This window comes from Sediminibacterium roseum, from assembly GCF_009939005.1.
Classification (GTDB): Bacteria; Bacteroidota; Bacteroidia; order Chitinophagales; family Chitinophagaceae; genus Sediminibacterium; species Sediminibacterium roseum.
The window spans coordinates 178,307-192,847 of sequence record NZ_JAACJS010000011.1 but is presented as its reverse complement, the minus strand read 5'-3'; the positions used below and the strand labels follow the sequence as shown (position 1 = coordinate 192,847).

Annotated in this window: 14 protein-coding genes and 1 other RNA gene; 10 read left to right on the top strand and 5 right to left on the bottom strand. The window is 45.5% G+C overall.

Annotation, left to right across the window (positions count from 1 at the left end):
- Positions 1-46: 46 nt before the first annotated feature.
- From ssrA to GWC95_RS06135, 5 genes are all read left to right on the top strand, one after another.
- Positions 47-418, top strand: a transfer-messenger RNA (tmRNA) gene (gene ssrA / locus GWC95_RS06155).
- A gap of 122 nt (positions 419-540) precedes the next feature.
- On the top strand, positions 541-822 hold the full coding sequence (locus GWC95_RS20060; protein ID WP_394351255.1) for an integrase core domain-containing protein: 282 nt from the start codon (positions 541-543) through the stop codon (positions 820-822).
- Between the two features lie 190 nt (positions 823-1,012).
- On the top strand, positions 1,013-1,588 hold the full coding sequence (locus tag GWC95_RS06145; protein ID WP_161817813.1) for a Crp/Fnr family transcriptional regulator: 576 nt from the start codon (positions 1,013-1,015) through the stop codon (positions 1,586-1,588).
- A 65-nt stretch (positions 1,589-1,653) separates the two neighbouring features.
- Positions 1,654-2,106: a carboxymuconolactone decarboxylase family protein gene (locus tag GWC95_RS06140; RefSeq protein ID WP_161817812.1), complete on the top strand. Its 453-nt coding sequence runs from the start codon at positions 1,654-1,656 to the stop codon at positions 2,104-2,106.
- Between the two features lie 284 nt (positions 2,107-2,390).
- Positions 2,391-3,620 (top strand): BamA/TamA family outer membrane protein, encoded by a 1,230-nt coding sequence (locus GWC95_RS06135; protein WP_161817811.1) that lies wholly within the window; start codon positions 2,391-2,393, stop codon positions 3,618-3,620.
- Between the two features lie 135 nt (positions 3,621-3,755).
- Here the strand turns inward: GWC95_RS06135 and GWC95_RS06130 are convergent, their stop codons facing one another.
- A complete protein-coding gene (locus GWC95_RS06130) occupies positions 3,756-5,216 on the bottom strand; it encodes a serine hydrolase domain-containing protein (protein ID WP_161817810.1) in 1,461 nt (486 codons plus the stop codon).
- A gap of 283 nt (positions 5,217-5,499) precedes the next feature.
- Here GWC95_RS06130 and GWC95_RS06125 point away from each other — a divergent pair, with 283 nt between their 5' ends.
- On the top strand, positions 5,500-6,300 hold the full coding sequence (locus tag GWC95_RS06125) for a GLPGLI family protein (protein WP_161817809.1): 801 nt from the start codon (positions 5,500-5,502) through the stop codon (positions 6,298-6,300).
- A gap of 163 nt (positions 6,301-6,463) precedes the next feature.
- Here the strand turns inward: GWC95_RS06125 and GWC95_RS06120 are convergent, their stop codons facing one another.
- From GWC95_RS06120 to GWC95_RS06105, 4 genes are read right to left on the bottom strand one after another with little or no spacing between them, the layout of a single operon-like run.
- Positions 6,464-8,485, bottom strand: a complete 2,022-nt coding sequence (locus tag GWC95_RS06120) for a hypothetical protein (RefSeq protein WP_161817808.1) — start codon at positions 8,483-8,485, stop codon at positions 6,464-6,466.
- Positions 8,486-8,491: 6 nt separating this feature from the next.
- A complete protein-coding gene (locus tag GWC95_RS06115; RefSeq protein WP_161817807.1) occupies positions 8,492-9,550 on the bottom strand; it encodes a hypothetical protein in 1,059 nt (352 codons plus the stop codon).
- Positions 9,551-9,557: 7 nt separating this feature from the next.
- Positions 9,558-9,959 carry a hypothetical protein gene (locus GWC95_RS06110; RefSeq protein WP_161817806.1) on the bottom strand — a complete coding sequence of 134 codons (402 nt, stop codon included), beginning with the start codon at positions 9,957-9,959 and terminating at the stop codon, positions 9,558-9,560.
- Between the two features lie 10 nt (positions 9,960-9,969).
- Positions 9,970-11,589, bottom strand: a complete 1,620-nt coding sequence (locus GWC95_RS06105) for a hypothetical protein (RefSeq protein ID WP_161817805.1) — start codon at positions 11,587-11,589, stop codon at positions 9,970-9,972.
- Positions 11,590-12,035: 446 nt separating this feature from the next.
- Between GWC95_RS06105 and GWC95_RS06100 the strand changes: the two genes are divergently transcribed.
- The 4 genes from GWC95_RS06100 to GWC95_RS06085 are packed head-to-tail and all read left to right on the top strand — an operon-like array spanning position 12,036 to position 14,500.
- Positions 12,036-12,383: a hypothetical protein gene (locus GWC95_RS06100; protein ID WP_161817804.1), complete on the top strand. Its 348-nt coding sequence runs from the start codon at positions 12,036-12,038 to the stop codon at positions 12,381-12,383.
- A gap of 29 nt (positions 12,384-12,412) precedes the next feature.
- Positions 12,413-13,078, top strand: a complete 666-nt coding sequence (locus GWC95_RS06095; protein ID WP_161817803.1) for a hypothetical protein — start codon at positions 12,413-12,415, stop codon at positions 13,076-13,078.
- Complete coding sequence (locus tag GWC95_RS06090; protein WP_161817802.1) at positions 13,075-13,848, top strand: sensor histidine kinase; 774 nt, start codon at positions 13,075-13,077, stop codon at positions 13,846-13,848. The genes GWC95_RS06095 and GWC95_RS06090 overlap by 4 nt, the downstream gene beginning before the upstream one ends.
- Positions 13,841-14,500, top strand: coding sequence for a response regulator transcription factor (locus GWC95_RS06085; RefSeq protein WP_202630233.1), 660 nt, complete (start codon positions 13,841-13,843; stop codon positions 14,498-14,500). The genes GWC95_RS06090 and GWC95_RS06085 overlap by 8 nt, the downstream gene beginning before the upstream one ends.
- Positions 14,501-14,541 lie beyond the last annotated feature (41 nt).

Here is a 14,541-nt window from a genome sequence, read left to right as displayed (position 1 = left end):
TGCGAAGCGGTTGGTATCTTTTCAGTAACTTTGCAGTTGGTTATATGGGGTCGTATTGGTTTTGACAGCATAGGCCGCGGTTGGTGTAAGCATGCAGTGCGTTGTGTAATTAGCACTTAAATCTGAATGCTCAAACTTCAAATGGCAATACACAGTATGCCATGGCTGCTTAATCAGTGATTGAGTAACCATTCGGGCCGCCGCACAGGTTAGCTTTTTTCCAGGTGCCGCCGCCGACTCAAAACAAAAGAAGATGCTGCAACAGTAGGCTGTGCCTGTTGCTTAAGACCATCCAGCTAAGTGTTCCGTTGGTCTGTTCATGTCCTGCGAAACGCCGACAACCAATCATGAAATAAGCATGTAGAAAGCTAATGGCAGCGATGTTTGGACAGGGGTTCGACTCCCCTCGACTCCACAGATTAAGGAAATGCGTAATGCATTTCCTTTTTTGTTACCATCCTTTAAAAGGATATTCTTTTATAGCGTTTTGGATTTCTTGAATGAAGCTATGCGGACTGTTTGGTGTAACGCGGCAGGCATATTACGAAGCATATAATTACGACACAGAACGGAAGCCCTTATGAAAACGCACTGGCGGAACGAATGAACGGAATTATTAAATCCGAATTTATACCGCGCCGGCTCTATCGTAATCACGACGAGGCCAGAAAAGCAATCGACAATATTGTAATGGCATACAACAACCAGCGACCTCACGTCAGATTGAATTATCTGACGCCGGAAATCGCATATACAACCGAAGGAACACTGCCAAAAAGATGGGAGAAATACAAAAGATCAATTGAACCGATAGAAACGTAAATTTGGTGTAAAGGGAATACCAGGATTATCTCTTAACCATGTAAGGTTTTTTCAGGACGAGTCATTCGTCAAAATCGAACTGAGGTGGTCAATGAAATCGGTTTGTGCAATAACTTCGTATGTTGTAAGTTTAATTTTGAACATATTTTAATGTACCTGCAACCTTATTAAAAACCGTAAAAAAATAGGTGTGTCTGAAATCTTCAAAAAACATATAAACAAATTCGTAGAAGTCTCTGACGGTGAATTTGAAGAAATTAAAAAGTTCTTCAACGTGAGACAAGCGTCTAAAAAAGAAAACTTATTAGAAGAGGGGCAGACTTGTAGATATCATTATTTCGTTTTGAATGGCTTATTGCGAAAGTTTTTTGTCAACGAAAAAGGCATTGAACAAACCACTGAATTTGCCATAGAAACTTGGTGGCTAACTGATAATTTTGCCTACGAAAATCAAGCCCATACAGAATTTTATATTCAGGCGGTAGAAAAATCAACAATACTTTACATCACACAAGAAAAACAGGAACAACTATTAGAGAAATTCCCAGTAATGGAACGATATTTTCGTTTTGTTTACCAGCGGGCTTATGCAGCGGCCCAAAAACGTATCAAATTTCTTTTTTCGTTTTCGAAAGAAGAATTTTATTTCCAAGCCGTTAGAAATCACCCCGAATTCGTTCAGCGTGTTCCCCAATACCTAATCGCTTCCTATCTAGGATTTACCCCCGAATATTTAAGCGAAATCCGAAAGAGGCTCCTTTCTTAAACCAGTTTAAGTTTTTTCTTTTCCTTATTCTCGAGTTTTGCATTAAACAATTAAAAAATAATACAATGCAAAAAAGATTTAACTTTAAGGAAGTTGCACCAAATGCACTAAAAGCGATGGTTGGTTTAGAAATGTATCTTTCAAAGGCTTCTATCTCAAATACAACCAAAGAACTTATAAAAATCCGTGCTTCACAAATCAACGGCTGTGCGTATTGTATCAACACTCATACTCAAGACGCAATTAAAAATGGCGAAACAAATCAGCGTATTTTTTTATTGAATGCGTGGAGAGAAGCTGAAGGTATTTTTACGGACGAAGAAAAAGTAGTGTTGGCAATAACGGAAGAGATGACATTAATCCATCAAAATGGATTATCAGATGAAACCTATTCTACCGCATTACATTTTTTTAGCGAAACCCAAATTGCAGATATTATAACTGCCATAATTACCATCAACCTTTGGAATAGGGTTGTGTTAAGCACCCACCTATTGATAGGACAAAGCCTTGCATAGGCTATTATATATTTATTCTCCATTATAGAATGGTTTTAATCCCTTTAGGATCTTCTAATATTACACATCATTTAAACCTTCAAAAAACGTTAAAATAGGAATTAGGGGTTCGACTGCACCCCCTTCCACTACACCCGCCCACCGAAGCCGAAAGGCGTAGGTGGACTAACATAAAACGTCTTTAACATTTCCTTTTTTATTAAGACTGCCTGACCGGAAATTCCTTTATTCCATTTTGTATTCACCCCCGCAGCATCAGGGCATGATAATTTCATTGAACAGGCATGCGCCTGATCGTAGTGATACTAGCTGTTTTAAATTCTTTTGTCACCTACGCCCAGGAAGCAGCCGGGGTGGTCATCCCCGCAGCGCCTGTAAAAAGACGCGACACGACCGGGCAAACCGATCTGATCGATATAGCGAGCCGCCTGTTAAAACTGCGGATCCCTAAACCTGTGCAGGAGGAACGCGGTAAAACCATTTATTTTTCGTTATTGCCTTTCAACAGTTCCGTTCCCGGGGGAAGCGGACGTGCACTGATCACTTCCACAACTGCGGCAACCTATTTTGGGCCGCGGAGAACGACCAACCTTTCGAGTGCCACTTTTACGCCGTACTGGAATTTCAACGGCCGTTTCGGACTGCCGCTGAGAACCAGCGTTTGGTTGGCCAATAATGCATGGACCATACAGGGTGATATGCGTTTCCTTGTTTACCCGCAATACACCTGGGGCGTTGGAGGCACCCGTGCTGAAGAAGAAAAATTGCTGGTGGATTACAAATACATCCGTTTTCACCAGGCGGCCTTGAAAAAGATCACACCTTATTTTTTTGCAGGGATCGGCTACAACCTCGACTATCATTTTAATATCAAAACAGAAGATACGCTTACCAGTGTTAAGCAGTTTACAGGATATGCCTACGGAACCGGTGCCAACTCTTTTTCATCGGGTATCTCTGTTAACCTGCTGTACGATACGCGGAACAATTCAATCAATCCTTTGCCAGGAGTATATGCAAACCTGGTCTACCGCGTCAATCCCAAATCACTCGGAAGCAATGATAGCTGGCACTCACTTTACCTGGACATAAGAAAATATATTTCCTTAAACACCACACGTCCGCGGCAGCAAAATACACTTGCATTGTGGTCGTATGTATGGACCGTTTTCAATGGCAATACTCCACTATTGGATCTACCCGGTATCGGCTGGGATCCTTACAACCGATCAGGCCGCGGGATAGACCAGAACCGCTACAGCGGCAAAACCTTGTGGTACTTCGAAAGCGAATACCGGCGCGATATCACACAAAACGGCCTGTTTGGTTTCGTGGTTTTTGCCAATGTAAATAGTGTGACCGATCTTAACAACCGCTTTACGGGTATCAATCCAGCAGGTGGCGCCGGCCTGCGCATCAAATTCAACAAGAAGTCCAGGACCAATATCGGTATTGACTACGGATTCAGCAAAGACTATCGTTCCATTATCCTGAACCTTGGCGAGGCATTCTGATCTGGTTGAATTGCCACCATGATCGCATGAATGTTATAGGCAAATTCGATGCATTAACCTATTGATCCGATTTTCCTGAAATCAATTTTAGCCGATTTACTAGCCCGTTAACTACTCATGCAAACTCGTTTGAAATCATTTGCGATTACCTTCTTTCTGTGATTGAATGGCTTCCCTGATACAGCGCTCCAGGTCAAAGAGATTGTTCTGCCTGCTGTCATCGCTGGCCCAGATGATCAGTCCTAATTTTTCTTCGGGGTGAAGTGAACACAGGGTGATCGAACCGTAATCAAAGCCGCTGTGTTTGATCCATCTGCCTTTGCCAAAATCATCGGTTACCTGCCAAAAAAATCCCAGCGAAAAAGTTTGCGGATCACCCCATTGCGGTGTATGAGAGAGCCTGATTTCCGGGAGTTTCTCTTCCACGTTTGATGCAACGAATTTCAACATGTCGGCCGTTGTCGTTTTCATGGTATAAAGCGATGGGGTCATAAGAGGGGTGCGTGGCATAAGTTCTCCTTTCTCGTTATATCCGTCTGCAAAATGGGAGAGATCCGCAGGGTCAGAAATAAGCTTTGTATTTTTCATATCGAACGTCTTTCCATAATACCCGCGAACAATTTGATCAAGTGGCTTATTATATACTTTTTCCAGCGCCAGGCCGATCAGTAACATTCCGCCGATATTATAATGATAGCGTATGCCGGGGACTGTATCGATCTTTATCAAATGCATGTCGCGGTATAAACTATCCATCGTATAAGACTCGTAGTAACGTTGTTGCTCCACGGGAGTCATTGCCTCGTAACCCGATGGAAAAACATTGATGCGGAACCTGCCAAAACCCCAGCTATGGGTGGCCAGGTCAACCAATCTTACCGGGCGACCCTGGTATTCGAGATTGGGAAAACTGCCATCCAGGTATTTGCGGATATCATCCTGCAGGTTAAGCTTATGTTCTTCGACAGCCTTGCTGAGTAAGAGACCTATTAAAGGTTTTGTAACAGAACCCAGTTGGTAAATCGTTTTCGTATTCGGAACCTCGGTGCTGCCTTTTTTGGTTTCTCCATAATTATACTCGTACATTTTGCCATTCAAATAGATGCCGATCGATAAGGCGGTAGCTTTGGGGTTACTCATATATACGGACGCATACCTCTGAACAATTGCGTCGAGATCAGTTTTACGAGGATTATCGGTAGGTATGGTTCGCGGCGCCCACCCGGGTTGTGTAACAAAATCATTAAACTTCAACCGAACGATATCCATTCCCTCCATCCATAATTCAAAATTAAGGTCCGCTTTTTCACCTTTCCATGTAAAATGAACCACCTTGCCAAGATCATCTGTTATTTTCGATGAAACAATATTCCCGGTAAACTTTTTATCATCCCGAAGATCTGATATCAACCCACCCTCCCGCGTATATTTTTTGTTCGCGTCGCCAATCATCGTATAGATGCCCTTATAATCTCCCCTGTTAAACCTGGCAACTACTGTATCGTTTACCTCTTTGAATATAGACAAAGAAGCATTCTGGGCGTTCAGGGTCATACCAATACAAATCTTTATGACAAGAACTACTATTTTTTTCATAGCGAAAGAGTTACACTACGCTAACGTAAGTGGTCACATTTTGTTACAGGCCGGGCTGACCTTTATCTTTTGAAAAGAGCGGGGGCCTGACCATAATAGCTGCCTGCTGAAGCTTTTATATGGCTAATGGAAAGTAAAAATGATCGTAAGGCTCGATTCCCTTCCCGACTCAACCCGTTCACCGAAGTCGGCAGGCGGATTAATGGCGGGCGAGAAGCCGTTGACTATAAAATTAGTTGTCAAACTAATAAAATAGTTATAAATTGTTTTCAAAACAAAGTTTATGCGACGTATCATCCTGCTTTTTTTGATCGATTTATGCGTTGGCGTGCCATTATCACACGCACAATCTGACAGCGTTTTTGCTACCGTAGAATACGCGTTTTCACATATCGATGATACGACACAACTTACTTTTCCCAAGAAGGGTAAAATGAAATTGTATCTGGCAAAAAAAATGAGCCTGTATATCGATTACGACAGGATGAATGGTGCACTCGCTCAGGCAACCCGGTTTCCGAACGCACAGCCGATTGATGAGTGGAAAAGGTATTCATTGACAGACAGCTATACCAAAAACTTTGACACCGATCAACTGATCTTTATTGCGCCTGCCGGATTGAGCACTTATTCCATTGCTGAAAAAATCCCGGTAATTGATTGGGTAATCTCGCAGGACACTAGAACGATCAAAGGCTTTGCATGTCAGAAAGCCTCTTGTACATTTCGCGGCAGAACTTATGAAGCTTGGTTCTGCAGCCAGATCCCATACAGCAATGGCCCGTGGAAATTGGGTGGTTTGCCCGGCCTCATACTCGAGGCCTATGATGTAAACAAGGATGTAACGTTCACTTTTGTCGGGTTTGAGAACGGAACTGATCACGCTGTGATCGAAATGCCAACAGGGTTTGAAAAGAAAACGGCTAAAGAATACAGGCAATACCGCGAGGCGTTGAATCGGGATACCAATGCAATGCTGGGTGCCTCCACGGCGGGCGGTGCGGTAATGGGCCGTTCATCAGCAGGTGGGCCGGCGCGCCGAATCAAAATACTCAACAATCCACTGGAAAAAACAGATAACTAAAACTGTTTTTCTTAAACAAACACCTTTTTTTGGAAAGAACTTTGCTTCATTCCATTACCCTCAACTCCACTCGTCCACCGAAGCCGACAGGCGTAGGTGTACTGAACAAAAAGGAAATGCATTACGCATTTCCTTTTATCATTTTTATTAACCACTAACCCCTTCACCGGATCTTCGACTTAATATCTGTAATGGAATTGGCAGTGATGTCTAACGAAAAAGCGCCGAGGAACAAGAGCAGCATTTCTCGCTCTGTTCCCATCCATGTATTGCCCAGCGACTGGTAGGCACCCAGTGCGATGAGTAACATCAGGATCAGGGTTTGCAGGGAGGTGAGGAGCCAGTAACGGGCTTTTGTTTGTACGATGGATTCGCTCAGGGTAAGCGGCCGGGCAGGTCTTTGCAATAAATAGTTTACAGGTGTGGCGGATTGCTCCAGCAGGGTGGCCAGTGGTGCAGCGAGATGGAAGGCCAATGCAGGATTTGCCATAACCTTACCGGCTTTTGCGGAAAAAGCTTTCATCCCTGGATTCACCGCAGCCGTCCAGGCGGCGTTCAGATTGGTCGCCAGTTTGGATGGGAGATAGAAGCCGGCATTCGTTACCGCGTTTGGGTTGATCGACATATTCTTGAATGCATCCGTAAACGCATGTAATGCATGTAGGAAACCACTGTCCTGCGCGGCTGTGCCATCGATTGCCGTGAAATCGCCCAGGAGCAACTGATAGATCAGGTCTGCCACGCCGCCGGCGATCGATTGCAGTTGATCCATCTGGGTCAGCGTTTGCCCGGGATTGGTTGAAGGGATCGATAGCTGTGCGCTCAGCGTTGTTAGATCCGATGCCTGCTTTCCCAATGCAGATTTTGTTTCAGGGCGCGTCTGCATGGGCCAGAAATTTCCCTCCGTGATCAAAGCCGCTATGCTGTTGATGTATAGGTGGTAGTTAGATACAACAACACTGAAATGATTCTGCGCATCGTCCAGTACGGGATCGGCTCCACTCAGATCGAGCGCGTCCAGGTGAGCTTTTGCTTCTAACAGGCAACTCCGCACTGCATACAATTGTCCCGCAATTGGCTGGCGATTCATATTGAATACCGGTTGCGCCAAGCGATTATAATCGATACGATGGGTCTCCAGGGATTTAAAAAACTCCGTTCGCTCTTTTTGATATTCCGTACGGGCTGAAGCAACGGCGGCGGCCTGTTGACTTACTACTGATCGCGGCTCAAATGCTTTGTGCATTGCATCAAGCAAGGCGGTTATTCTTTTTTGAAAATCGGCGTCGTGCATCTTGCGGCTGTCCTCGCGGATCTCCTTTTCGAGAACCAGCGCGTTGAGCCGCGCACCTTCTGAATCTGTTTTTGATTTCAAACCCGTTCGCACGGCCAGGCCTGTTAAAGCTCCCAGCAATACGATCAAGAAGATCCAGGTCCTGGTTCGCTTGTGGGTAAACTCCACATCTACTGAGAAAGTCCCGGCCGTTAACGAAGGAGAATTGAAATATATTTTGCCCTTATAAGATCCGATCGGCAATGAAGCTGCATGCTTCTCATTCACTTTGTAGGTGATGTTTGCCTCACCGCCTGCCGGAAGGTTGTATTCCGGCGCTGTAAACGTAAACAGTTCAGCAGCGCCGATCTGTTCAAAGATCTGTCTGCCAGGTTTTAAATGCGGGATGCCCGCCCGGCCGGTGCTTTCGTGTAACCAGATGGCATTGCCATAAGGCGCACTGCCGATCATACCCGCGCTTATCCTGGAATTACTTTCTGGCAACGCAGGCGGACGGTTAACGGTAAAGGTGAGTGTCTTTGGTTGCGCCGTGTCCGTTCCAAAACCATACATCAACTCAACCGTATAGGTGCCGGCCCAATGCAGGTCCTTTAGCCGCACGGAAAGTATTAACTCACTTGACCGTTTTCCCGAATCGATCGTAAAAGCATCCCGGAACATAGGCTGCGCAGATGTATTGAGCCTTACCATAGAAGGCTTGTTGCCCATTATGTGAAAGCCTTTAAAAGAAGCATTGGCCGGTTCTATCTTTAAAGGAACGATGATGGCCACGGAATCGTTTGCATCCGTTGCAGACAGGTCCAACGTAGTTGTACCGTTAACAGATACGGTTTGCGCTTTTACGCTTACAGCTGCCGTAACCAAAAAGACGAAAGCCAATATCTTTTTCATACAAAACTATTGTTTGATGGAGAGTTGAATGGTTTGCGTAACCTTGCCTGTTGTCATGCGGTCTGCAGAAACTTCGATGTAGACCGGCAGGTTTTTGTTGAGGCCCCCCGTATCGCCATAAAAATTGACGGCAGGCACCGCCCCGCTGGCATCACTGATGGCAGCGGCAGTATTTGTAAAGCGGCCAACGGCAACCCTGGTGGTTCCATTGAGCTGGTAAGCAAAAAAAGAGGCTTGTGTACCCACGCTCACTTTGGCATTTACCTGGTTCTTCAAAAGCCGTGTGGCAATGATCACAGGCGTGCCGACCGTATCCACTTTGATGGCCGATGGTTCGGCGATCAGTGTATCCGGCAAACTTACTTTGGGGGTAAAATTCACGACCGCAGTTGTATTGTCCTGGAAAGCTGCCGTGATCGTATACGGCGTTACCGTGTTACCCACTTGTAATACAAATGACCCGTTGCCCTGATCGTCCAGCGCCACGGCAAGTTCTTGTGGTGCGGAAGCATTGAGGAAGCTTCCCTGGTTGGTCTTGACCTTTACCGATTTTTCAGTCACATATTTCGCGGTTATGTTAAAGGTAACCAGGCTCACACCGTCAGCGGCGGGTGCCGGTGCAGTGGGCGTGAGTTGTAATTTATCGCTGTAAGACAAGGCACCCAACACGATGGGTATATCCGCTGTTTTGGCAAGCTGTGCGCCGGTGCCCACCTGTGCCGAAACGAAATAACTGCCCGGCAGGGCGCCTACCTTGAAAGAAATGACTGCCGTGCCCGATGCATCTGCTGCTACGGTACTGCTTGTTGAGGATGCGCTGCTTAGAAACGTTCCGAGGCCTGTACTTAAATTGAAGATTACATTCCGATACGCATCCGCTGCATCCTTGTCGATATGCGCCGTGAGGGTCACTACACGTTTGCCATCCGCTTTCAGACCCGCGGTATCGGCAACCGTAAGCCGGATGATCTGGTCCTGTGTAATGGACGCCTGGTCTTTGCTGCATGCATGTAATAACAAGAAGCACGCAGCCATGTATAGAGTAATGTAGATTTTATTTTTCATACAAATGTTATTGTAGGGTGACGGAATAAGAACGTATGTCGCATCGTTGAACCATAACCGGATCAGCCATATCATACACACACAGCATAAAAGAAACGGGAAAAGCTTGCCCGATGATCTGCGAAGTGGTTTCCAGCGAAAAATCAAAAGTGAATTGATCGCTTTGCTGGTTCAGCAATGCCCTTCTTGCCGCGTTGGGCGTACCACCCACAACATGATAAGGGGCGGCTGTTGCGCGTAAAAGTGCGATGAAATGAATATCCGGCCGGCCTTGCAACCAGGCGTTATCGGTAACCCCATAGGTGATCTGCAGGTTGGCAGAAACGCCTTTTTGGGTTTCATGGTTGAAAACGATTGCAATGGGCTCAACTGGGTTGAGGGAAACGATGGTTGGTTGTAGAATGCTCATATGATTTGATTTATTTGATTCCGATTTTGGTTAAAAAATTGCCGATGGCTTTCATCGACACGAGGTCGAACGTGACCGATGCAGTGGGCCTGTATGCCAAACGTTTGTGATCGATGAGCGGGTTAACGTCTTTTTCAAAAAAGAGCATCTCTCCCCAGTTCACATGAATGAACCGGTTGATCCGGAAACCTGCGCCGATCATGATGCTGCCGACATTGTTGATCAATGGCTCATACAATTTGTTAGGCGTGCCCATTACACTTTGCGTCAGGCCGAGGTGAATTGAAAAACGTTTTGCAACCTGCCTCCAGAATCCATGGATTGTCGATAGGGGCGCGTTCTTGTTGATGGGCACGAGGTAAAAATTCACACCCTCGTATAAGAATATTTGATGCCCATACGCATAAGTGTCTGCAAAACCAAAATCGAGGCCGATGTATGCATTGTCCTGTGCGGTTACATCCGGGTTGGACCGATCCTGTACATCAAAACTGCTTATCACGTAATGGCTCGCGATGATGTCCGGGAACTCGTCCACCAGTTTACTGCGGGTTACGATCTGGGAATGCCAGTCTGCCTGAAGCCCGATAATATTATCTACATTTATCAGGAGTTCGCGGATGAACGCTTCATCTGGCTGAAAATAATTAACGCCGTCTTTTTTTCTTATTTCTTTGTTGTCCAGCACGGTCAGAAAGGCAGTCAATAATTTAGCCGAAGGTTCATGAAATTCGTTAACGGCGATCGTTCTTCCGTTCTCGATCTTCCGCAATCCTTTCAACACTGCCTGTATCGGTTTGGTCGGATCAACCCATAATTTTACCAGGTCTGTCATGGTCAGCGTTTTGAAATCAGCGAGGTCAACGGAAACGGGAGCCTTGAGCATCGCTTTTGTAGTTGCGTTGAGCAAGCCCGTATCACTCCGTAACGTTTTGAGGCGACTTAAAAAACCGGCGTATCTGGGATCCTCGCAAGAGGGAATAGCGGCGTAGATATTGGTACTGTCTTTTGTGATTTGATTTTGGATATCTATCATCTGCCTGGTGAACTTTTGCATTTCAGGATCCATGGCGTTGACCTTGTATTCATTTCCTGTTTCATCATAAAGCTTGGAACCGATCATTTTCGTGATCTGTGTGTTCAACTCATTGCTCAAACTTGCTGGATTGGTAAAATCGTGTCCCTTTATATAAGCATCGATCGAATTGAACAAAGAGCCGTACAGGGTCTTCTTTTTGGTGGCATCGATGATGGGTGTGCTGAAGAACCTGAAATGGAACGTGTACGACGTGTTGGGATAGATAGCTTCCATCGCCAGGGTAAATTTGTTATCCGCAGAGGACCTGCCCGCTTCTTTTGTCCAGGGAGAGGTTGTATGTAAATTTTTATCGGCAGCGCTCATCCACTTTTTATAAGAGTTAACCTTATAAGTCAATGTGACTTTTTTCAGGTTTTCAGCGATCGGTCCGCGGATGTTGAAGGGAACATCGAAAGGAAGACCGACAGCGCCGGTAAAGACCGCACTTCCAGGGTCTACATCCACCGATACTTTGGGCAGCGTTGCCTGTGCAAGCAACAGCTGAATGTTCAATACCAGGATTCCGGCAAAGATTGTTAAACGTAATCGCATAGTTAGTAATGATTGGTAGACCAGACCGCGATACCCCGCAATCGATCCAGGTGAAAAAAAATTTAAAAAGAGGAAGCCGGAAGGTGCAACAGGGGAATACAAGTGATCAGGCGGTAGAAACCGATACCTTGTTGTGTCACCCTCCTCAACCATACGGTCATCCGGTCAAATGAAATCCGGGGATCGTATGTATGATTAAAATGGCCTTAAGCATTGCAGCAAGTGGGTTCATAACGTATGTTTGAATGAAGGGATCGTTGTGTGTACCGGAAGCCGTGATACAAACGTACCGCGGGGCGCAGGCTGTGGAAAGAGGGAAAGCACGGTTTTACGCCAAGGGATTTCCCTGCTTTCTATGAAGTATTATCCTGTTTCGACCGGAAGCGGTTGTCTGCCAATAAAATGCATTGTAGTTTGTAGCATTCATTCACTTTAAACCAAACCGTATGAGCAAAAATTATTGCCAGAACATGAACTTCATCCTGTCGCCCGAAAGCCTGGAAAAGATAAAGGCTGCGCTGGACACAGGCGACTACAACTCACTCGTGCTATCGCTTGCGGTAGACGACGATGCAAAAGTATTTGTAACCGTTGCGCCATCCCTTATTTCTGAGGAACAGCAGCAAAACGCGATCGTAAAAGTGTTGAAGTTTTCGCCCGACGATCCTGAGGAGGCGATCCCAAATCCACCCGGCGCCCATAACACCAATCATGTTGTACTGGACGGGAAAAATTTCACGATCATTACATACAGCGAAGAGGCCAGCGCCAAATGGAAAGAGTACTTTAAGTAAACCAGACCGTTCTTTTAAAATCCAATCCTGTGATTAACAAACTACTTTTCTTTTACCTGGATGGCATCGCGCCCTTCCTTCCGCTATCGGTCTTCCTGGTCAGGTACAGATCGATCGAGCTCAAGGGGAAACATTGGGCGCTGCTTTTTTTCGTGATCTGTTGTGTCGGATTTCTGACGGCAGATTATATTTACGACAAGGGGGATAACAATTTACGCGTGTACAATGTTATTCCCCTTCTTTGGACGCTGGATATGTTCTTTTTCTTCAGGCAGGTTTTCCGGAAAGAGGCATACCGCTATGTGAATGCTTTTTTGTTGTGTGCCATACTGGTGTTGTACGCCACATCTACCGGGTATTTCATCGATAACAATTCCTTTGCAAGCATCTATTACATTTCGTTCAGTCTTTTTATTCTTATCAACGTCGTGTGTTATTACATACAGGAGTTTACCATGATGGAAGAGGTACCTGTATGGCGCAAGAAAGAATTCTGGTTCCTTTCCGTTATCTTGTTTTATGCCGCCATATCTGCCGTGATCTGGTCGTTCTTCAAAATGCTGGTCGACCGGGGCAAACTCAACAATTACAGTAACGACGAGTTGAAGTACGTTGGCGATCTTTGGAAATTGCATAATTTCGTTTTTGCATTCTCCTGTATCATATTTTCGATCATTCTTTTTCGTAAAAAATGAAAGACGAAACCCTTACCATAGCCCTGGCCGCGCTTTTCTTTTGCGGGTTCGTTATTTGTTTTTTTGGGTTCCTGATCTTTTATTTTAAGAAATTTTACCGCCTCAAAGCCGAAAAGAAACAGATGCAGCTGTTGTTCGAAAACGAGCTGTCGAATACACAACTCGAAATACAGGAACAGATCTTCAATTCAATCAGCCAGGAGATTCACGATAATGTGGGGCAGATATTAAGCCTCGTGAATGTACAACTCAACATCATAGATGAACGTGAAACGACAGACAAGTTGCTACTCAATGATGCCCGGGAAAACGTGAGCAAGGCCGTTACCGACCTGCGCGATCTGGCAAAAGGATTGAGTGGCGACAGGATCCGTATTTTAGGGCTCGTTCCGGCAGTTGAACAGGAAGTACAACGGATCAACCGGATCGGCATGATGAACGTAAGCCTCGAGGTACAAGGCCACGAAGAGCGCATCAATAACCAGAAAGAACTTATTTTATTCAGGGTAATACAGGAATGCCTTCAGAACATTGTGAAACATGCATCGGCAGATGCTGTTATGATCGTATTCTCGTATCGCGAAGGGGCGTTGCAGATTTGTATCACGGACAACGGAAAAGGGTTTAACTTCCATCAGGAAAGAAAACAACATTCAGGCCTGGGTATTCAGAATATTTTTAAGCGGACAGAAATGATCGGTGGCAATGCGGAGGTCCATAGTATTCCCGGGCAGGGAACAACTGTAAAAATAAAGACCGATTATGTCTGACATGATATCCGTTGCCATCGTGGACGATCACACCCTGTTCCGCAAAGGGCTCGCTTTGCTCATCGGCGTTTTCCCGAACTACAAGGTCATCATCGAAGCGGCAAATGGTAAGGAATTCATTGAGGCGCTCAACACTGCTGATCTGCCCGATATCGTGCTGCTCGATATCTCGATGCCCGAAATGGATGGGTTCGCCACCTGCGAATGGATCAAAAACAACCATCCCCAGGTAAAAGTACTGGCATTGAGCACGATGGATTCCGATACCGCCATTATTAAAATGATACGGTGCGGGGCGAAAGGATATATTTTAAAAGATGCAGACCTGGCAGAACTCAAACTTGCATTTTCAGAATTGCTGTCCGTCGGTTTTTTTTACAATGATATCGTTTCGAGAAAAGTGATGCGGTCCATCAACCAGATCGTAGACGAAACCAGCGACCTGAATGGCTTTATGCGCTTGAATGAAAATGAACTGACCTTTCTTAAACTGGCATGCAGTGAAAAGACCTACCAGGCGATCGCCGCCGAGATGTTCAAAAGCGAAAAAACGATCGATGGATACCGCGCAGAGATCTTCAAAAAACTGAACGTGAATTCGAGGGTCGGAATGGTATTGTACGCATTGAAAAACGGGTATGTTAATTTATAGCGGCCCTCATACCATGCCGGGGCTGACCTGTTTGTATAGGG

What these genes read in the sequence shown, in the direction of transcription:
- GWC95_RS06140 (WP_161817812.1), top strand. Translation starts at nt 1,654, where the DNA reads ATGCAAAAAAGATTTAACTTTAAGGAAGTTGCACCAAATGCACTAAAA.
- GWC95_RS06135 (WP_161817811.1), top strand. Translation starts at nt 2,391, where the DNA reads ATGCGCCTGATCGTAGTGATACTAGCTGTTTTAAATTCTTTTGTCACC.
- GWC95_RS06130 (WP_161817810.1), bottom strand. Translation starts at nt 5,216, where the DNA reads ATGAAAAAAATAGTAGTTCTTGTCATAAAGATTTGTATTGGTATGACC.
- GWC95_RS06125 (WP_161817809.1), top strand. Translation starts at nt 5,500, where the DNA reads ATGCGACGTATCATCCTGCTTTTTTTGATCGATTTATGCGTTGGCGTG.
- GWC95_RS06120 (WP_161817808.1), bottom strand. Translation starts at nt 8,485, where the DNA reads ATGAAAAAGATATTGGCTTTCGTCTTTTTGGTTACGGCAGCTGTAAGC.
- GWC95_RS06115 (WP_161817807.1), bottom strand. Translation starts at nt 9,550, where the DNA reads ATGAAAAATAAAATCTACATTACTCTATACATGGCTGCGTGCTTCTTG.
- GWC95_RS06110 (WP_161817806.1), bottom strand. Translation starts at nt 9,959, where the DNA reads ATGAGCATTCTACAACCAACCATCGTTTCCCTCAACCCAGTTGAGCCC.
- GWC95_RS06105 (WP_161817805.1), bottom strand. Translation starts at nt 11,589, where the DNA reads ATGCGATTACGTTTAACAATCTTTGCCGGAATCCTGGTATTGAACATT.
- GWC95_RS06100 (WP_161817804.1), top strand. Translation starts at nt 12,036, where the DNA reads ATGAGCAAAAATTATTGCCAGAACATGAACTTCATCCTGTCGCCCGAA.
- GWC95_RS06090 (WP_161817802.1), top strand. Translation starts at nt 13,075, where the DNA reads ATGAAAGACGAAACCCTTACCATAGCCCTGGCCGCGCTTTTCTTTTGC.
- GWC95_RS06085 (WP_202630233.1), top strand. Translation starts at nt 13,841, where the DNA reads ATGTCTGACATGATATCCGTTGCCATCGTGGACGATCACACCCTGTTC.